Genomic DNA, 17281 nt, shown 5'->3' with positions numbered 1-17281 from the left:
TCATAAAACAGTGCCGCCTGTGCTTCTTGTCTAGGCCCCATCATCGGCATTAATCCCCCGCTTCAATAGGGAAATTGAATCAGTGAAACGGCATCCAATCAAGAAGACTTTTTCAACGGAATAGGCTCAATGCAGTCCTACAGGTGCCAGCCAGAGCACCCACCCGCAACCGAGCACCCCCCTCAAAACACCCCCATGCTCAGCCCTGCCGCCATGGCCATGCCGATCTCCCGGCATTTCTCCAGTTCCGCTTCAGGGATCACCTTCTCCGCCAATATCGCCTCTGGCGTCTGGGCGTGGGTGCAGACGATCAGCGCGGGTTGCACCTCTTTCAGCCGCCAGCCCTGGGCAATCCGCGCGGTTTGGCGCACGGCGTTTTCACCGTCGGACCCGGCACAGACCATCTGGGCATAAGGGCGGCCTTCGATTTGGCCCAAAACCGGATAGTAACAACGATCATAAAAATCCTTCATCACCCCGGCAATTGCCGCCAGATTTTCCGGCGCGCAAAAAATGTACCCGTCCGCCCCCAACAAATTCTCTGGCCCCGCCTGACCCGCAGCCAACAACCGCGTCGCACATTCATCCTGCGCGGCCCCAGCCGCGGCCTCGGCCATTTGCCGACTGCCGCCCGTCGTGGAATGATATACGATCAAAAGTTCCACCATCAGTGACCCGACGATCCCCCCCGCACGGCCGCCCAAATCGGCGCAATCACTTTTCCCACCACCGGGATCAGCACCAGCCCCACGATCAGCCCAAACACCCCGTCCAGCCCGGCGGTCACAGCCCATTTCACCGCCCCTTCAAATGACGGCACCGCATGGGCGGCGGCATAGGCCGCATCATGGATGAGGGTATAGATTGTATCCAGATGATAGGTATGCATCCCGTGCAGAATGATCGATCCACCGACCCACAGCATCGCAACGGTGCCCACGGTGGACAGAGCATGCATGACCATCGGCATGGATCGCACCAACCAACGTCCAAAGGCGCGGGTGGCGGTCAGGTCGCCCTCTTTACTAAGATGCAGGCCCACATCATCGGCCTTCACAATCAGCGCCACACTACCGTAAACCAGAAAGGTGATCCCGACCCCCACCATCGCCAACGCGGCCGCCTGGATCCAGAAACTCCCCTCTGGCAATGCCGCAAGCGAGATTGTCATAATCTCTGCCGACAGGATGAAATCGGTTCGAATCGCGCCTTTGACATTGGTCTCTTCCAAATGGGCAGGATCGTCTGATGCCGCTTTGGCCTTCGCATGATCGCCGCCATGGCCGGTGACCACATGCCAGACCTTCTCTGCCCCCTCAAAACACAGATAACACCCGCCCAACATCAGCAAGGGCGTGATCGCGCCGGGCAGGAAATTCGCAAGCAACATCGCGATTGGCAGCAGGATCACCAGCTTGTTGAACAGCGATCCGCGCGTGATCCGCCAGATCATCGGCAATTCGCGGCTGGCGTCAAACCCGGTCACGTATTTCGGTGTCACGGCGGCGTCATCCACCACGATTCCCACGGCCTTGGATCCTGCCTTGGCGGCCGCACCGGCCACATCATCAACCGATGCCGCCGCCACCTTGGCGATCGCCGCGACATCATCCAACAGGGCAAACAGACCACTCATTCCAGCACACTCCTGCGTTTCCTGCTGCCAAACTACCCGCCCAGCCGGGAAGCTCAACCCATGCTTCTGGTTCTGCGATCAAAGTTTTTCGACCAGATGGTGCCAAAACCAGGATGTTTGCGCCAACATGTTGGCGCTAAACTCTTTTCCCCACCACCGCAGCCACGTATACCCCGCGAGAACGCCCATTTTCAAATTCCGGGAGCTTTGCGCATGACCGTCACCATTGGCATCAACGGATTTGGCCGCATCGGCCGCTGCACGCTGGCCCATATCGCAGAAAGCGCACGCAACGATGTGCATGTGGTCAAGGTGAACGCCACCGGGCCGCTGGAAACCTCAGCCCACCTGATGCGTTACGATTCGATCCATGGTCGCTTCCCGAATGATGTAAAAACTGGCGAAGGCACAATGGATCTGGGCCGCGGCCCGATCGAGATGTTTTCGACCTATGACCCAAAAGAGCTCGACTGGACAGGTTGCGACGTGGTTCTGGAATGCACCGGAAAATTCAACGACGGCAACAAATCCAACGTCCATATCGAACAGGGCGCGCGCAAGGTCCTGATCTCCGCCCCGGCCAAGAACGTCGATAAAACCATCGTTTACGGTGTGAACCACCGCGACCTCTTGACCGAGCACAAGATGGTATCAAACGGCTCCTGCACCACCAACTGCCTGGCCCCGCTGGCCAAAGTGCTGCACGAGGCAATCGGAATTGAGCGCGGCATCATGACCACGATCCATTCCTATACCGGTGACCAGCCAACATTGGATCGCCGCCATGCTGACCTTTATCGCGCGCGTTCCGCCGCTATGGCAATGATTCCGACTTCCACCGGCGCGGCAAAGGCGCTGGGTGAGGTCCTGCCTGAACTGGCAGGTCGGCTCGACGGAACCGCCATGCGCGTTCCAACCCCGAACGTTTCTGCCGTCGACCTGACATTCGAGGCCTCCAAAGACGTGACCGTCGATGACGTGAACGAAGTGGTGCGCGAGGCCGCCGCCGGCCACATGGGCGCGGTTCTGTCTTATGATCCGGAGCCCAAGGTTTCGATCGACTTCAACCACACCAACCAGTCCTCGATTTTTGCCCCCGACCAGACCAAGGTCGTCGGCAAACGCACCGTGCGCGTCCTGGCCTGGTATGACAATGAATGGGGCTTCTCTGTCCGCATGGCTGATGTTGCTGCCGCGATGGGCCGGCTCTGAGGCCCCGCACCCATGACCAACAAAATTGCAATCGCCCTGGCCGTATTGATCGCCGGGGCGTTTTTGTCTGACATGGCGCTCATTGACGGAATTGCATCGGCATTTCTTGCCCGAAAATTCCTCGATTTGATCAACTGGGTCGCTTTCTGGCGCTAAAATTCCCGTGAATTTTGCGATTCCCCATTGGCCTTTGGTTTAAAATGTATATGTTAGCGCTATCATTTATAGAGTGAAAACCGGAGGATCATAATGTCCGTCAAAGTCGCCATCAATGGGTTCGGTCGGATCGGCCGCAATGTCTTGCGCGCTGTTATCGAATCCGGTCGCACCGATATCGAGGTCGTCGCGATCAATGATCTGGGTCCGGTCGAAACAAACGCTCACCTTTTGCAATATGACTCGGTCCATGGCCGCTTCCCGGTCGAGGTCACACATTCCGACACCAGCATCGATGTGGGGCGCGGTCCGATGGCCGTGACCGCGATCCGCAATCCGGCTGACCTGCCCTGGGGCGATATCGACATTGTTCTGGAATGCACCGGTATTTTCAAAGACCGCGAAAAGGCAGCGATTCATCTTGAAAACGGCGCCAGCCGGGTTCTGGTCTCTGCACCCTCGGGCGGGGCCGACAAAACCATCGTTTTTGGCGTCAACCACGACACCCTGACCGGCGATGACGTGATCGTCTCTAATGCCTCTTGCACCACCAATTGCCTGTCACCGGTGGCAAAGGTTCTGGACGAAACCTTTGGCATCACGCGCGGGTTCATGACCACTGTGCACAGCTATACCGGCGATCAACCGACGTTGGACCGGATGCACCGGGATCTTTACCGCGCCCGCGCTGCGGCCATGTCGATGATCCCAACCTCCACCGGCGCGGCCCGCGCTGTAGGACTGGTTCTGCCACAACTTGCGGGCAAACTAGATGGCGTCGCGATCCGGGTACCCACTCCGAACGTGTCGGTCGTTGATCTGACCGTCGAGTTGAACCGCAACACCACCGTCGAAGAGATCAACGCCTCCATGCACACCGCCGCCGCAGGCCCGCTGGCGGGCGTACTCGATGTCACGGATCACAAGCTGGTCTCGCAGGATTTCAACCACAACCCGCATTCATCGATCTTTGCCACGGACCAGACCAAGATACTGGATGGCAACATGGTGCGCATTCTCAGTTGGTATGACAACGAATGGGGTTTTTCCAACCGCATGGCCGACACTGCTGTCGAAATGGCAAAATATCTCTAACAAATACGCACACGCCCCTTGCACCGGGCCGCCCCAATCGGCATCGTCGCCCAAAAATTATGGTGACACCATGCCCCACCCCGACCGTGCCGCCCTTGATGCGTGCCTCGCTGATATGCGCAACGCGCCGCGCGATCAGGCCCCAATCGCGCACTTGAACATTCGGCCCGGCTTTGGTCAGCGGGTCTTTCGCGATACCATCACCCTTGATCGGGAAAAAGGCGTTATCGGTGACAGATGGATCACCCATGCCTGGATGAAAACCGAAAATGGCGACCCAGATCCCCGCGTGCAGGTGTCGATCATAAACACACGGCTGCTAAACCTTGTATGGTCAGGGGGGGATGATCCCATCTATCCGGGGGATAACATCACCGCCGACATTGACCTGTCCGTCGATAATCTGCCGCCTGGCGCGCAATTGAAAATCGGCAGCGCTGTGATCGAAGTTTCGGATGTCTTCAACGACGGCTGCGTGAAATGGAAAGCCCGCTATGGGCGAGAGGCCTATGACTGGGCCCGTGATCCAGACCTGCGCCAATACAATCCACGCGGCATCTACTGCAAAATCGTGCAGTCGGGTGAGGTTACACTGACTGACTGTCTGATCAGGATCTAACGGTATTTATTGGCCAACTCGGCAGCAACCGCTTCCGGCACAAACTTGGAAATATCACCGCCCAACCGCGCGATTTCCTTCACCAGTTTCGAGGCGATCGCCTGATGCCGCGCCTCGGCCATCAGGAAGACCGTTTCAATCGAGCTGTCCATCGACCGGTTCATCCCAACCATCTGAAATTCATACTCAAAATCAGACACCGCACGCAGCCCACGCACAATCAGTTGCGCGCCCACATCTCGGGCACAATCAATCAACAGATTTTCAAAGGGATGGGCGACAATCTCTGTCCCGGATTGCTCAGACAGCGATTTACACTCCGCCTCGATCATGGCAACCCGCTCTTCCAGCGTGAATAACGGGCCCTTGTCGCGATTGATCGCCACGCCAATCACCAGCCGGTCCACCAGCAAAGAGGCCCGTTTGATGATGTCCAGATGCCCAAGTGTCACCGGATCAAATGTACCGGGATAAAGTCCTACGCGCATGGCGTCCCCCACAATTTCCGGCACGCAACAATATTTCCAAGGTTATTGCAAGTTTTAGAAACGCACCTGCGCCCTAATGCCCCATGATCATGCCCTGAAGCGCATCTTTTTCCATGGCGATTTCAGATAGCTGCGCCTTGACCACGTCACCGATTGTCACCAGTCCGACCAACACACCATCATCGACAACGGGCATATGCCTGAAACGCCCCTCGGTCATGGTGGTCAGAATGTCCTGAACCTTGTCCTCAGGACCACAAGTGACAACAGTTTTGGTCATCAACGCGTCGACATTGTCATTCATGGTTGAAACACCACGTTTTCCCAGCTCGCGCACAATGTCACGTTCCGACAAGATCCCCTGTACGGATTTCTTATCGTCCGACACGACAACGGTTCCGATCCGGTGCTCTGCCAACATCTTGGCGGCATCCAACACATTCGACCCCGGCGTAATTGTCACAACATCCTGATTTGGCTTGGACTTCAAGATTTGGTGGACAAGCATACGGGCCTCCTGTTTCGTATCACCATAACGTTACCGTCGCGCCTCTCTATGCAACTGTCAAGTCAGGCTTTCCAATCTCGCCACTTCGCTACGGATTCCTTGCACCAATAGATCAGAAAACCTGTTTAATCTTTCAACTTTTCGGTCATCCATGTGGCGCACCAGATAAAAACTGCGAGTCAAAGACAGCTGATCGGTTAAAATACGCCTGATATTCGGGGCTGCAGGAATCGCAAAGTCATGCACAACCGCAACCCCCGCCCCCTGCCGGACAAAATTCAACTGAACAGAAAAGGAGTTGGACGCCAGATGCACCCTCTCCACCTTCATTTCGTCCAGATAGTCCAGTTCCTTGTCATGGATCATGTCGGGAATATAACCAATCAGGCGGTGATCCTTCAGATCTGACAGTCCGGTGATCGGGGGATGCGTTGCAAGATACTCCTCGCTGGCCGCCAGATGCAGGTGATAGTCGCTGACCCGTTGCACCATCAACCGGCCTGCCGTAGGGCGGGACACGGTGATCGCCATATCTGCCTCCCGCTTTGACAGGTTAAAAACCCGTGGCAGCGCAACAATCTGAACCTCCAGCCCGGGATTTTCATCGCACAACCGCGCACAAACCTGCGGCAGCAGATAGTTGGCCGATCCATCAGGGGCACCAACCCGGATCAAACCTGTCAGTTGCCCGGGCTCCCCCCGCATGTCCTCCACCCCCTGCGTCAGGTTCTGTTCGGCCCGCGTGGCATGTTCCACCAACCGCTCCCCCTGTTCGGTCAGCGCATAGCCTTGTGGCGACTTCACAAACAGGCGTGCTTCTAGCCCCTCTTCTAGCCTTGCAATACGTCGTCCAACCGTTGCCGGATCGATTTTCAGCCGCCTGCCCGCGCGCGACAGACTGTCAGATCGTGCCACCGCCAGAAAAATTCGCAGGTCATCCCATTGTAAATCCATCTTTCACCTTTGCATTTTTGCAAAACCTTTTTGTAAAACTGCCTCTTTTACACTTAAAAATGCAAGACTATTCTACGTCCAGCAAATTTCAGGAGATTCACCATGAAGACTATCGGTCACTTCATCAACGGCGCAGAGGTCGCAGGCACCACTGGTCGCACCTCTGACATCTTCAACCCGGCCACGGGCGAGGTCCAGGCGCAACTGGCAATCGCCTCCGCCGCTGAAACCGATGAGATCATCGCCAAGGCCGCTGCCGCACAACCGAAATGGGGCGCCACCAACCCACAAAAACGCGCCCGCGTGATGATGGCCATGGTCGGCCTGATGAACCGCGACATGGACAAACTGGCAGAGGCGCTGTCGCGCGAGCACGGCAAAACCATTCCCGACGCCAAGGGCGATCTGCAACGCGGTCTGGAAGTGATTGAATACTGCATCGGTGCCCCGCAGATGCTGAAAGGCGAATTCACCGACAGCGCCGGCCCCGGCATCGACATGTATTCCATGCGCCAGCCACTGGGCGTTGTGGGATCGATCATGCCCTTCAACTTCCCAGCAATGATGCCCCTGTGGCACGTGGGCCCGGCCCTGGCCTGCGGCAACGCCGTTGTGCTGAAACCATCTGAACGTGACCCATCCGTCCCGATGATGTTGGCTGAACTGTTTGTAGAGGCAGGCCTACCCGAAGGTGTCTTCCAGGTCGTCAATGGTGACAAAGAGGCCGTCGATGCGATCCTCGACAATGATATCATTCAGGGCGTCAGCTTTGTCGGCTCCACCCCAATCGCGCAATACATCTATTCCCGTGCGACCGCGAATGGCAAACGCGCACAATGTTTCGGTGGTGCCAAAAACCACATGATCATCATGCCCGATGCCGATCTGGATCAGGCTGCCGACGCATTGGTCGGTGCAGGTTTTGGCGCGGCAGGCGAACGCTGCATGGCGATCTCTGTCGCTGTGCCAGTTGGCGAAGAAACCGCCGACCGCCTGATCGAAAAACTGGTGCCTCGCGTTGAGAAACTGAAGGTCGGCCCCTACACCGCAGGCGAAGACGTCGATATGGGCCCGGTTGTGACCGCTGCCGCCAAGGAACGTATTCTGGGCCTGATCAATTCCGGCGTCGAACAAGGCGCGGAACTGGTCGTCGATAATCGTGACTTCAACCTGCAAGGCTATGAGGACGGCTTCTTCGTCGGCCCGCATCTGTTTGACCGCGTGACCCCGGATATGGATATCTACAAACAGGAAATCTTTGGGCCCGTCCTGTCCACTGTGCGCGCCAAATCCTACGAAGAGGCCATCGGCCTTGCCATGGATCACGAATATGGCAACGGCACGGCGATCTACACCCGCGATGGCGACACCGCCCGCGATTTCGCCAACCGCATCAATATCGGCATGGTTGGCATCAACGTCCCGATCCCGGTTCCGCTGGCCTATCACACCTTTGGCGGCTGGAAGAAATCCATGTTCGGCGACCTGAACCAGCACGGGCCGGACAGCTTTAAATTCTACACCCGTACCAAAACCGTGACCGCCCGCTGGCCGTCCGGCATCAAGGAAGGTGGCGAGTTCAACTTCAAGGCCATGGACTGATCACAAGACATCGCCTAACCTGACAGGGTCGCAGCATCGCTGCGGCCCTTTTCTTTTCTGGGGGAACTCACGTGTGGCCCGACACCCGACTATGCGATCTGCTGGGGATCGAACACCCCATCATTCAGGCCCCAATGGCGGGGACCACGACACCTGCATTGGCGGCAGCGGTATCAAACGCGGGCGGGCTGGGTTCCCACGGCTGCGCCTTGATGCCCATGGATCAGTTTAAGGCCGATATTCAAACCATTTCAGACACCACAAACCGGCCGGTCAATCTGAATTTCTTCTGCCACGCAGAGCCGGAATTTAGCGATGAACAGCATCGGCAGCTTCTGTCTGCCATGCAGCCCTTTTATCAGGCCGCGGGTGCCACACCCCCAGCCGATAAACCCGCCCCCAATTTCCAGCCCTTCGGGGCAGAACAACTGGACCTTCTGCTTTCCCACCCCCCCGCGGTGGTCAGCTTCCACTTTGGCCTGCCTGATGAAGATGCTGTGAAGGCCCTGAAACAGAAGAACTGCAAAATCCTGTGCACCGCCAATACCGTGGCAGAGGCCCGCTGCCTCGAAAACCGCGGCGTTGATGCCATCATCGCCCAAGGGTGGGAGGCCGGCGGCCATCGCGGCCTGTTTCTGGACCCCGATCACGATGCGCAGATCGGTCTCTTCGCGCTGCTGCCCCAAATCGTCGATGCAGTGGATGTGCCGGTCATTGCCGCCGGCGGTATTGCCGACGGGCGCGGGATAGTCGCGGCTTTTGCCCTTGGTGCCGCAGGGGTCCAAATTGGCACGGCCTTTATCACCGCTGATGAATCCGAAAAAAGAGACCTCCTTCGCCTTGCGACAGATGGCGCCCGGGATGACAGCTCTATTGTCACCCGCGCCGGTTCGGGGCGGCTGGCCCGTGGCCATCGCAGCCCATGGCTGGATCACATGGCGCGGATTGATACGGCCCCGTTCCCACTGATGTACAACTACAACGCTGCTTTAAAAGCGCAAGACACTGACATCACGCAAATCCACCAGCTTCTGCCTTATGGGCAAAGCGCAGCACTATCCCCATCTGGCAAGGCCGCCGAGCGGCTGGAACAATTGGTGGGCGAGGCACGCAGCCTCTTTGCCAACAACCGTCCCTGAGCCCTGATCGGCCTTATGTATCCACCAACCCCGCCACCCCAGGATCACGAAACGCCAGCAAATGCCGGGCGGCAAACCGCACCATATCTTGTGTCAGCCGCTTGCGCCGGGCGGCGGGCAGCTTGTCCTCTGGCCCCATGCGTAAAATCTCTGCATCATAGCCGTCCGCGATGATCAGCCCCGTCTCCTGAGGCAGTAGATCGGTGGGAAATTCCGCATCCACCGCCCAGAAATATCGGTCACACCATTCCAAATAGCCCTGCCATTTCTGATCCGCCTGAAAATCCGCCCGGCTGGATTTGCATTCCACCACCCACAATTCCCCCTTGGGGCCCAGCGCCATGACATCCACGCGCAGGCCTCGGGTGGGGGTAAATTCCTCAACAGACACAAACCCATGCTGTCGCAAATGCCGCGACACACCACGCGCCAAAACCTGTCCGGGCTGCAAATCTTCTCTCATAGCCAGATCATGAACAATTCATGAACATTTGACAAGCACCCTCGCTTTCAGGTGGCGCCGTGCGCGGCCCGGCGATAACATGGCCCGAACGAATGCAGAGGCCCCCTTGGCACAGACCGATCAGACCAGATTATCGTGGCATGACCAAAGCCGCCTGTTCGACGCACAGGGGCAAGCCCACGAACGCCCTGCCAACGCTGTTGAGCATGCCAATTGGGTGCTGACCCCCGATCAGGACGCCGCCGGGGCAATCGGTGAAATTTACCGCACAGGCATGGCCGCAACTGGATTTTGCGTCCATCAACAGGGCGGCGCCCCATCCGTCGATTTAGCCCCGACACAGACGCCATATTTGGGATGCATGACCTCCGGCACGACCAGCACGCCTAAAATGATCCTGCGCAGCCAACAAAGCTGGTGCAAAAGCATCGCAGTCAACCAACGGCGCTGGCAGATTTCGCCTGATGACAGTTACGGCGCTCTGGGTGCGCTCAGCCATTCGCTGTCGCTTTATGCCGCGTGCGAGGCGCTGCATCTGGGGGCAGACCTCCATCTTTTGTCTGGATTGCGACCAGATCGACAAGCAGCACGGCTCCGCTCCGCTGATATTACTATTCTCTATGCCAGCCCTGCACAGCTGCGCCAAATCGTGCAGGCCACCGACGGCCCAAACCTGCCAACATTGCGTTTGATCTTGATCGGCGGCGCACAGCTTGACCCCGAAACCCGCGCCACAATCGGCCAGATCGCACCTCGGGCCGCGATTCACGAATTTTACGGCGCGTCGGAAACCAGTTTCATCACGCTGTCTGGGCCCGACACCCCTCGAGGCTCGGCAGGCCAGGCCTATCCCGGCGTCACCCTCAGAATACGGGGCGAAGATAGTCAGAGCCTCCCCACGCATCAGACCGGGGAAATCTGGGTCGAAAGCCCCTATCTGTTTCACAGCTACGCAGGCAACACTGACACCTATACCAGACAGGTCGAAAAAGCGCTGAGCGTCGGTGAATACGGTCATCTGGATGAAAATGGGGATTTGTGGCTTTCCGGGCGCAAGGGGCGCATGGTTACGATCGCCGATCAGAACGTCTTCCCTGAAGAGGTTGAAACCTGCCTTCTTGGCTTGCCCGAGATTTCTCGCGCAGCAATCCTTCCAACCGCTGATCGACAACGCGGCACCCAATTGATCGCCTATGTCGAGGTCGGCACCGACATCACCGACGACGCGATCCTGCGTTACTGTCGCGCGACCCTTGGGCCGTTGAAAGCACCGCGCAGGATAATAAGGCCCCATCCCTTTCCGGTGCTGGCTTCCGGCAAGCCTGATCTTGTTGCCTTGGCGGACCAATTGGAAAGACAAGACGCATGATGAGCGCCCGTATCATCGCTGCCAAACGCAGCGCCGTAGCCCCGCGCGGCGGGGCCTTTTCCCGCCTCGCGCCCCACGAACTGGCCGCCCCGGTGATCTGTGCTCTGCTGGACCGCGCCGGGATCGCCCCGGATCAGGTGGATGAGGTGATCGTTTCAAACGCGCTTGGCGCGGGTGGCAATCCGGCACGGCTATGTGCCTTGGCCGCAGGGTTGCCAGAACGCGTGGGTGGGCTCAGCATCGATCGGCAATGCGCAGGCGGTCTGGATGCGCTTCTGCTGGCCAAGGCGATGATCGAAAGCGGGCAGGCCAATGTGGTGATCGCAGGCGGGGTCGAAAGTTATTCCCGCCGCCCCCTGCGCCTGAGGACCAGCACAGATGGCGGCGATCCGGTGCCTTACGATCAGCCACCCTTCACCCCCTTTCCAGACCGCGATCCCGATATGGCCGAGGCCGCCGCCAAACTGGCGATTAACCAATCCATCAGCCGCGAGGAACAAGACAACTGGGCCGTCCACAGCCATGCCAAGGCCCACGCGGCCCAAGCCCAGCCAACGGCCGAAATCGTACCCATCGCCGGGCTGGATCATGATGCCTTCACCCGTGCATTGACCCCGGCACATTGCGCACGCACCAAAACCATCACCGGCACCATCACCGCCGCCAATGCCGCCGTCGCTGCCGATGCGGCGGCCTTCTGTATAGTGGTGTCAGACCATATCGCGCGCACTCTGCCCGGCCTGCTCATCTTGTCCGGGGCCACGCTGGGTGCCGCCCCCGACTGCCCCGGCCTGTCGCCCTTGCCTGCCATCCATCACAGCCTCTCTGCCGCCGGTTTGCACCCCGCCGATCTCAGCGTGGCCGAGATTATGGAGGCCTACGCCGTCCAAGCCATCGCTTGCGTTCAGGGCGCGGGCATCGATCCTGCCATCACAAATCGCGGCGGCGGCGCCCTGGCCCGCGGTCATCCGATCGGGGCGTCCGGCGCAATTCTGGCCGTGCGATTGTGGCATGACATAATCGATCGGGGCGGCACAGGCTTGGCTGCAATCGCGGCGGCGGGCGGCGTCGGTTCTGCCCTGATCCTGACCGCAGATTAACTCTGCTCGTCAAACCCCTGAAAACTGGTGAACTCTTCCAAACCCGCGCGTTCCGTATGTACCGAATTTACATCTGCCTGCGGATCCACATAGCCCAGCGCCATACCGCAGACGACCATTTCGCCCTCTGGCAGGCCCATCGCCCCGTGCACCACATCGCCGTAGTTGGCCAAGGCCCCGATCCCGCACGTGGCAATGCCTTGATCCTCTGCCGCCAGCATCAACGCCATCAGCGCCATGCCCAGATCCATGAAACAGCCCTTGCCCATATCCCGGTCAATTGTCACCACAACCCCCACCGGGGCATCGAAAAACCGATAATTGCGGGCAAACTGATCACGGCGCGCGGCAATATCGCGCCGCTCGATCCCCAGCGCCTGATAGAGCGCAAATCCGGCAGCACGTTGACGTGCCTTCAATTCAGTGCCCATCCGGTCTGGGAAATAGGAATATTCGGAAACCTCAGGCCGCCCCTCTGCCACAGCGGTTTGCAGGGCTTTGGTCAGATCAGCCAATGCCACACCCGTCAGCACATGAAACCGTCCCGGCTGCAGATTGGCGCCGCTGGGGGCGGTTCGCGCCGCCCTCAGGATATCCTCGATCACATCGCGCGGCACCGGTGCGGGCAAAAAGCCCCGCACGGATCGCCGCGCATACAGCGCCTCTTCGACGCTCGCCATCAGGCCCGCGACAACAGCGCGTCAGGCCGCGCCTTGGCCAGGGCCGCCGTCACAAAGCCGGCCAGAACCGCCTTGATCAGATCACCCGGCATGAAGGGCGCCATGGCAACGACAAGGGCCTCCCCCAGCCCGGCGGGCTTCATCACCATGTAATAGGGGATCGCCACCAGATAAAGCGCCCCAATCCCGCCGATCACGGCGGCAACGCCTGCAACAACCGTCAGATTGCCGATGCGCCATTTTTCCATCACCAGACCGGTGACAAAGGCCGCAACCGGGAAGCCAAACAAAAAGCCGGCCCAAGGGGTGGTGAACACGCCCAAACCGCCACGTCCGCCCGCCAACAAAGGCAGCCCCAGCGCCACCATCAACAGGAACAATCCAACCGCCAACGCACCACGACGCGCGCCTAGAACCGTGCCGCACAGCATGATCCCCATGCTTTGCGCAGTGATCGGAATACCGCTGGCCAGTGTGATTTTCGGGATCAGTCCCAGCACTGCGATCAGGGCTGCGAACAGGGCGATATAAACGACATTGCGTTCCATTTGTATCCTCAGAGTGTCATAGCCGGCCCCTGTGGCCAACGTTGATCGGAACTTATGGCAGAGAATTCATGATGGGCAATCCGCAATCAAGGTTTACCCTGCGTCAATTTCGCCCAAATCGCACCTAGTCAATCCGCACCCCCTGCCGTTTCAGCTCTGCCTGAACCGGGGTCAGGTTCAACGCCGCCAACGGTGCATTGGATTTCACCGACAGCGCGGCCGCCACCCCTGCCCCCTGCCCGGCCACAGCACAGCACGACATATTGCGCGTGGCCGCATGGGCGATCCGGTCGCCCCCCGTGGCCCGGCCAGCCACCAACAGGTTTTCCACCCCCTGCGGCAACATCGACCGATAGGGGATTTGCATATACCGCCCCGTGGTGGGCAGAATAAGCACGCCATAACCATCAATGAATTCGGGATAGATGCCAATCGTGTCGTCAAACCGACCCTGCTCGCGCACATCCATCTCTGACATATTGTAATGGGCGTCGATCTTTCGCGTATCCCTGATGCCGATCGACATGCCGAAATTGCGCAACCGGATCCCATCACAGCCCGGCGTGTAGTTTCGCAGCGCCTCAATCGCCAGCATCGCCTGACGCCGGCCTTCGATTTCGAACTCTGTCAAACTGTCCGGGTCGGTGCCATCGCAGCCATCCAGATGGACAAGGTTCATATAGGTCATCTCGCCCGTATCATGCACCGCGCCCCAGGTGCCTGCGATCGTATTCAGATGCGGCGGGATCAGCCCGTCGCGAATGGCCTGCTCAAAGGGCTTCTTTAAGAAGGGCGAAAACATCTCATCCTCTTTACCGGATGTTTCGATCTTCCATTCGCCGCCACCGCCCCAATCGGCATAGGTCTGCGGGTCGGATTTGATCCCGCCCATAAAGGCCGCCTTGTCGATCCCGGCCACATGAAACATGACTGACGCCGCTTGCATATGTTCGCGTGGGGTCATGTGGCACGGTGCACCTGCCCGGTGGGCCACATCCGCATCGCCCGTTGCATCGATCACCCGCTTGGCCAAGATCGCCTCGCGCCCGGCTTTGCTCTCGACAATAATGCCGGTGATGGTCTTGCCTTCCATAATCGGCGCCACAAACTGCCGATGCAGCATGGCGCGAATGCCGGCCTCTTCGACCAGACGATCGGCGACCAGCTTGAACCCCTCGCTGTCCAACTCATAGCTCAGCGACTGGCTTTCCGGCACCGCCGCGCCCATCTCCTTGGCGCAGGCCTCGAACTCCCACCCGATGCCCCCGGCCTCCACGGTTTTTTCGTGCCTATACCAGGCAAAGCCTTCGACCCCGACCACCGTGATATTGCCACCAAAGCATCCAAACCGTTCGACCAGCGTCACGTCGACCCCTGCCCGCGCTGCGGCCAGCGCCGCTGCCAAACCGCCGGGGCCGGAGCCCACGACCAGCACATCGGTTTCATGGATAACCTCAATCTCGCGGGCTGGTTCGGTGATTGTGCGCGTCATGGAGTCTCCCCCGACAGAAAATTAAGGATTGGGCGTTCCGGCAGAATCCCCACCGACGTAATACCGACGCTATGCAGCCGTGTTACGGCAAGCAAGAATTAATCGTTAACGCACGCCGCCCCGGGCCCTGAGCGCCTCTGACACATGCTCGGCATCATCAATGGCCAACAACACCAACGGTACCACAATCCGCCACCCCGGGCGTTTGGGTGACCGACTGCGCCACGCCTCGGCCAGCGCCGTTCCTTTCTGCATCAGAACCGGCGTGAACCGGATCACCATGGCTATCGCCAGTTCCAGCGCCCGTGTATTCACACCCAGTTTGCGCAATGGCCATGTCAGCCAACGTAGCACCGCCAGCATGTCGTCCAACCGCGTCGTCATGGTGACCAGATTGGCCATCCCGACCGCCGCAATCAGCAAAAGGACGATGCCGATCCCCTCACCCATCGTCGCCGTCACGATATGCCAGATCGCAATAATAGCCACGAAAAAGAATATAGGTTTCAAATGCTTGACACCTTCAGTGGCAAAGCGCATTCCGCCAGAAACGTACAGTAACGCCACCAGGCAAACCGCAGCCACCCGGATCATTGCCGCATCATTCAGAAACAGAAACAGAGTGAACAGGCACAAAAATCCCAGTTTCAGCCCGGCGGGGATGCGGTGAAACCGCGTCTCAATCGAAGAGGTCAGAGCGATCATCATCCCCCTCCATCGCCGCCATAAAGGCCGGGATCACCTCAGCCGGTGGGCCATCGGCCTGCAACATCCCCTGTTCCAACCACAACACCCGATCATATCCCGCCAGCATGGCCGGATCATGGGTGATATGCAGAACCTGTTGATCCAACGCGTCCAGATACCGTGTCATGGCGCGGGTTGTCGGAATATCCAGCCCGGCAAACGGCTCATCCAGCAGGATCAAACGCGGATCCATCATCAACACCGCCATCAGGCAAACCAGATGCCTTTGGCCCTGAGAAAGCGTTTGGATTGATCGATCCGACCACTGTGATTTTCCAAATTTTTCAAGCATTTGAATGGCACCGTTGCGCGCCACGTCCTTGCTCTCTCCCAGTTGGGTCAGGCCAAAGGCAAGCTCCTCCTCAACCGTGGGAAAGATAATCTGATGATCCGGGTTTTGAAACAGGATACCCGCCGCCCCAATGGCAGATTTGCGGTCCCGGATCATGTCAATGCCGCCGACATGAACCGCCCCGTCATCCGGCTCAACCAACCCACAAATCAGACGCGCCAAGGTGGATTTTCCCGACCCGTTGCGACCAACCACGCCGATCCGGCGCTCAGACAGAGACACATCAGGAAGTGACAGGATCGTCTTGCCCAGTTTTGCAACCACGCAACCCGCCAGCCGAATTCCCGTATCATCCGGCATTGTTCTATGGTTCTTGCCTCGCCCCACCCGAAGGATCCTCTTTCGGTCGCCACGCTTTGCGACGTTCTAGTGCGCTTCTTGGCAGATTGGAATGGCCCTACCACGATCAGGATGCGAATCCTCTGAAATGAACGTGGCATTGATGATGCAGCGTCACAGGAATTGCACATCACAGCTTGGCAACGCAGGCGGACAGACCTATACCCGTCGCGAATTCAACTGGCGGAGCCCCCATGAGAACCGCAAAGATCAGCCGCAACACCGCGGAAACCAAAATCTCTGTGACCATCAACCTTGATGGCACCGGACGCTATGACAACCAGACCGGCGTAGGGTTTTTCGACCACATGCTGGACCAACTGTCGCGCCATTCGCTGATCGACATGGAAATCCGGGCCGAGGGCGACCTGCACATTGATGATCACCACACGGTAGAGGATACCGGCATCGCCCTGGGTCAGGCCTTGGCGCAGGCATTGGGCGACAAACGTGGCATTCGCCGTTATGGCGCCTGTCACCTGCCGATGGACGATGCGCAGGTGCGCGCGGCGCTGGATCTATCCGCGCGCCCCTATCTGATTTGGAATGTTGAACTGCCCACACCCAAAATCGGCACGTTTGACACTGAACTGGTGCGCGAATTCTTTCAGGCGCTGTCGACCCATGGCGGGATCACCCTGCACGTGGATCAGTTGCATGGCTTCAACAGCCACCACATTGCAGAGGCCGCGTTCAAGGCCGTAGCCCGCGCCCTGCGCGAAGCGGTAGAATCTGATCCTCGCAAATCGGATGCCATCCCATCGACCAAAGGGGCGCTGTAA

At 58.7% G+C, this 17281-nt stretch carries 20 protein-coding genes; 9 read left to right on the top strand and 11 right to left on the bottom strand.

Annotation, left to right across the window (positions count from 1 at the left end):
- Positions 1-182 precede the first annotated feature (182 nt).
- Both AC2D8P_RS13830 and AC2D8P_RS13825 read right to left on the bottom strand, forming a co-directional pair.
- Complete coding sequence (locus tag AC2D8P_RS13830) at positions 183-668, bottom strand: flavodoxin family protein (RefSeq protein WP_484703373.1); 486 nt, start codon at positions 666-668, stop codon at positions 183-185.
- On the bottom strand, positions 668-1636 hold the full coding sequence (locus AC2D8P_RS13825; RefSeq protein WP_484703372.1) for a DUF808 domain-containing protein: 969 nt from the start codon (positions 1634-1636) through the stop codon (positions 668-670). Before AC2D8P_RS13825 ends, AC2D8P_RS13830 begins: the two co-directional genes overlap by 1 nt.
- Before the next feature lie 213 nt (positions 1637-1849).
- Between AC2D8P_RS13825 and gap (AC2D8P_RS13820) the strand changes: the two genes are divergently transcribed.
- The 4 genes from gap (AC2D8P_RS13820) (at position 1850) to AC2D8P_RS13805 (ending at position 4718) form a co-directional block, all read left to right on the top strand.
- Positions 1850-2848 (top strand): type I glyceraldehyde-3-phosphate dehydrogenase, encoded by a 999-nt coding sequence (gene gap / locus AC2D8P_RS13820; RefSeq protein WP_484703371.1) that lies wholly within the window; start codon positions 1850-1852, stop codon positions 2846-2848.
- A 12-nt stretch (positions 2849-2860) separates the two neighbouring features.
- A complete protein-coding gene (locus AC2D8P_RS13815) occupies positions 2861-3004 on the top strand; it encodes a hypothetical protein (RefSeq protein ID WP_484703370.1) in 144 nt (47 codons plus the stop codon).
- Positions 3005-3097: 93 nt separating this feature from the next.
- Entirely contained in the window at positions 3098-4099 is a 1002-nt protein-coding gene (gene gap / locus AC2D8P_RS13810; RefSeq protein WP_484703369.1) for a type I glyceraldehyde-3-phosphate dehydrogenase, read from the top strand.
- Positions 4100-4169: 70 nt separating this feature from the next.
- On the top strand, positions 4170-4718 hold the full coding sequence (locus tag AC2D8P_RS13805; RefSeq protein ID WP_484703368.1) for a hypothetical protein: 549 nt from the start codon (positions 4170-4172) through the stop codon (positions 4716-4718).
- Here AC2D8P_RS13805 and coaD read toward each other — a convergent pair.
- From coaD to AC2D8P_RS13790, 3 genes are all read right to left on the bottom strand, one after another.
- Positions 4715-5206, bottom strand: a complete 492-nt coding sequence (coaD, locus tag AC2D8P_RS13800; RefSeq protein ID WP_484703367.1) for a pantetheine-phosphate adenylyltransferase — start codon at positions 5204-5206, stop codon at positions 4715-4717. The two genes, AC2D8P_RS13805 and coaD, sit on opposite strands and share 4 nt — an antisense overlap.
- A gap of 73 nt (positions 5207-5279) precedes the next feature.
- Complete coding sequence (locus AC2D8P_RS13795) at positions 5280-5714, bottom strand: CBS domain-containing protein (RefSeq protein WP_484703366.1); 435 nt, start codon at positions 5712-5714, stop codon at positions 5280-5282.
- Between the two features lie 57 nt (positions 5715-5771).
- Complete coding sequence (locus tag AC2D8P_RS13790; RefSeq protein ID WP_484703365.1) at positions 5772-6668, bottom strand: LysR family transcriptional regulator; 897 nt, start codon at positions 6666-6668, stop codon at positions 5772-5774.
- A gap of 102 nt (positions 6669-6770) precedes the next feature.
- On the opposite strand from AC2D8P_RS13790, the gene AC2D8P_RS13785 reads away from it, so the two are divergent.
- Positions 6771-8270, top strand: coding sequence for a CoA-acylating methylmalonate-semialdehyde dehydrogenase (locus AC2D8P_RS13785; protein WP_484703364.1), 1500 nt, complete (start codon positions 6771-6773; stop codon positions 8268-8270).
- A 71-nt stretch (positions 8271-8341) separates the two neighbouring features.
- Entirely contained in the window at positions 8342-9409 is a 1068-nt protein-coding gene (locus tag AC2D8P_RS13780; RefSeq protein WP_484703363.1) for an NAD(P)H-dependent flavin oxidoreductase, read from the top strand.
- Between the two features lie 13 nt (positions 9410-9422).
- On the opposite strand, the gene AC2D8P_RS13775 is transcribed toward AC2D8P_RS13780, so the two are convergent.
- Positions 9423-9872: an MmcB family DNA repair protein gene (locus AC2D8P_RS13775; protein WP_484703362.1), complete on the bottom strand. Its 450-nt coding sequence runs from the start codon at positions 9870-9872 to the stop codon at positions 9423-9425.
- Positions 9873-9951: 79 nt separating this feature from the next.
- Here AC2D8P_RS13775 and AC2D8P_RS13770 point away from each other — a divergent pair, with 79 nt between their 5' ends.
- Together AC2D8P_RS13770 and AC2D8P_RS13765 are read left to right on the top strand one after the other, a co-directional pair.
- A complete protein-coding gene (locus AC2D8P_RS13770) occupies positions 9952-11241 on the top strand; it encodes an AMP-binding protein (RefSeq protein WP_484703361.1) in 1290 nt (429 codons plus the stop codon).
- The gene (locus tag AC2D8P_RS13765) at positions 11238-12341 is read left to right on the top strand and encodes an acetyl-CoA C-acyltransferase (protein ID WP_484703360.1); all 1104 of its coding nucleotides are present in this window, start codon (positions 11238-11240) and stop codon (positions 12339-12341) included. The genes AC2D8P_RS13770 and AC2D8P_RS13765 overlap by 4 nt, the downstream gene beginning before the upstream one ends.
- On the opposite strand, the gene AC2D8P_RS13760 is transcribed toward AC2D8P_RS13765, so the two are convergent.
- The 5 genes from AC2D8P_RS13760 to AC2D8P_RS13740 all read right to left on the bottom strand — a co-directional run bounded on the left by AC2D8P_RS13760 (position 12338) and on the right by AC2D8P_RS13740 (position 16460).
- Complete coding sequence (locus AC2D8P_RS13760; protein WP_484703359.1) at positions 12338-13021, bottom strand: nitroreductase; 684 nt, start codon at positions 13019-13021, stop codon at positions 12338-12340. The two genes, AC2D8P_RS13765 and AC2D8P_RS13760, sit on opposite strands and share 4 nt — an antisense overlap.
- The gene (locus AC2D8P_RS13755; protein WP_484703358.1) at positions 13021-13569 is read right to left on the bottom strand and encodes a biotin transporter BioY; all 549 of its coding nucleotides are present in this window, start codon (positions 13567-13569) and stop codon (positions 13021-13023) included. The genes AC2D8P_RS13760 and AC2D8P_RS13755 overlap by 1 nt, the downstream gene beginning before the upstream one ends.
- Positions 13570-13693: 124 nt before the next feature.
- Positions 13694-15061: an FAD-dependent oxidoreductase gene (locus tag AC2D8P_RS13750; protein ID WP_484703357.1), complete on the bottom strand. Its 1368-nt coding sequence runs from the start codon at positions 15059-15061 to the stop codon at positions 13694-13696.
- 105 nt (positions 15062-15166) lie between these two features.
- Positions 15167-15766: an energy-coupling factor transporter transmembrane component T gene (locus AC2D8P_RS13745; protein ID WP_484703356.1), complete on the bottom strand. Its 600-nt coding sequence runs from the start codon at positions 15764-15766 to the stop codon at positions 15167-15169.
- On the bottom strand, positions 15741-16460 hold the full coding sequence (locus AC2D8P_RS13740) for an energy-coupling factor ABC transporter ATP-binding protein (RefSeq protein WP_484703355.1): 720 nt from the start codon (positions 16458-16460) through the stop codon (positions 15741-15743). Before AC2D8P_RS13740 ends, AC2D8P_RS13745 begins: the two co-directional genes overlap by 26 nt.
- Positions 16461-16693: 233 nt before the next feature.
- Between AC2D8P_RS13740 and hisB the strand changes: the two genes are divergently transcribed.
- Complete coding sequence (gene hisB / locus AC2D8P_RS13735; RefSeq protein WP_484703354.1) at positions 16694-17281, top strand: imidazoleglycerol-phosphate dehydratase HisB; 588 nt, start codon at positions 16694-16696, stop codon at positions 17279-17281.

It is taken from the genome of Roseovarius sp. YIN77, from assembly GCF_057219155.1.
Note: the sequence above shows the minus strand (reverse complement) of the source record. Positions and strands in the feature narration are given on the sequence as shown.

Bases quoted from the DNA above. Each gene is read 5' to 3' on its own strand.
- AC2D8P_RS13830 (WP_484703373.1), bottom strand. From the start codon at position 668: ATGGTGGAACTTTTGATCGTATATCATTCCACGACGGGCGGCAGTCGG.
- AC2D8P_RS13825 (WP_484703372.1), bottom strand. From the start codon at position 1,636: ATGAGTGGTCTGTTTGCCCTGTTGGATGATGTCGCGGCGATCGCCAAG.
- gap (WP_484703371.1), top strand. From the start codon at position 1,850: ATGACCGTCACCATTGGCATCAACGGATTTGGCCGCATCGGCCGCTGC.
- AC2D8P_RS13815 (WP_484703370.1), top strand. From the start codon at position 2,861: ATGACCAACAAAATTGCAATCGCCCTGGCCGTATTGATCGCCGGGGCG.
- gap (WP_484703369.1), top strand. From the start codon at position 3,098: ATGTCCGTCAAAGTCGCCATCAATGGGTTCGGTCGGATCGGCCGCAAT.
- AC2D8P_RS13805 (WP_484703368.1), top strand. From the start codon at position 4,170: ATGCCCCACCCCGACCGTGCCGCCCTTGATGCGTGCCTCGCTGATATG.
- coaD (WP_484703367.1), bottom strand. From the start codon at position 5,206: ATGCGCGTAGGACTTTATCCCGGTACATTTGATCCGGTGACACTTGGG.
- AC2D8P_RS13795 (WP_484703366.1), bottom strand. From the start codon at position 5,714: ATGCTTGTCCACCAAATCTTGAAGTCCAAGCCAAATCAGGATGTTGTG.
- AC2D8P_RS13790 (WP_484703365.1), bottom strand. From the start codon at position 6,668: ATGGATTTACAATGGGATGACCTGCGAATTTTTCTGGCGGTGGCACGA.
- AC2D8P_RS13785 (WP_484703364.1), top strand. From the start codon at position 6,771: ATGAAGACTATCGGTCACTTCATCAACGGCGCAGAGGTCGCAGGCACC.
- AC2D8P_RS13775 (WP_484703362.1), bottom strand. From the start codon at position 9,872: ATGAGAGAAGATTTGCAGCCCGGACAGGTTTTGGCGCGTGGTGTGTCG.
- AC2D8P_RS13770 (WP_484703361.1), top strand. From the start codon at position 9,952: ATGGCCCGAACGAATGCAGAGGCCCCCTTGGCACAGACCGATCAGACC.
- AC2D8P_RS13765 (WP_484703360.1), top strand. From the start codon at position 11,238: ATGATGAGCGCCCGTATCATCGCTGCCAAACGCAGCGCCGTAGCCCCG.
- AC2D8P_RS13760 (WP_484703359.1), bottom strand. From the start codon at position 13,021: ATGGCGAGCGTCGAAGAGGCGCTGTATGCGCGGCGATCCGTGCGGGGC.
- AC2D8P_RS13755 (WP_484703358.1), bottom strand. From the start codon at position 13,569: ATGGAACGCAATGTCGTTTATATCGCCCTGTTCGCAGCCCTGATCGCA.
- AC2D8P_RS13750 (WP_484703357.1), bottom strand. From the start codon at position 15,061: ATGACGCGCACAATCACCGAACCAGCCCGCGAGATTGAGGTTATCCAT.
- AC2D8P_RS13745 (WP_484703356.1), bottom strand. From the start codon at position 15,766: ATGATCGCTCTGACCTCTTCGATTGAGACGCGGTTTCACCGCATCCCC.
- AC2D8P_RS13740 (WP_484703355.1), bottom strand. From the start codon at position 16,460: ATGCCGGATGATACGGGAATTCGGCTGGCGGGTTGCGTGGTTGCAAAA.
- hisB (WP_484703354.1), top strand. From the start codon at position 16,694: ATGAGAACCGCAAAGATCAGCCGCAACACCGCGGAAACCAAAATCTCT.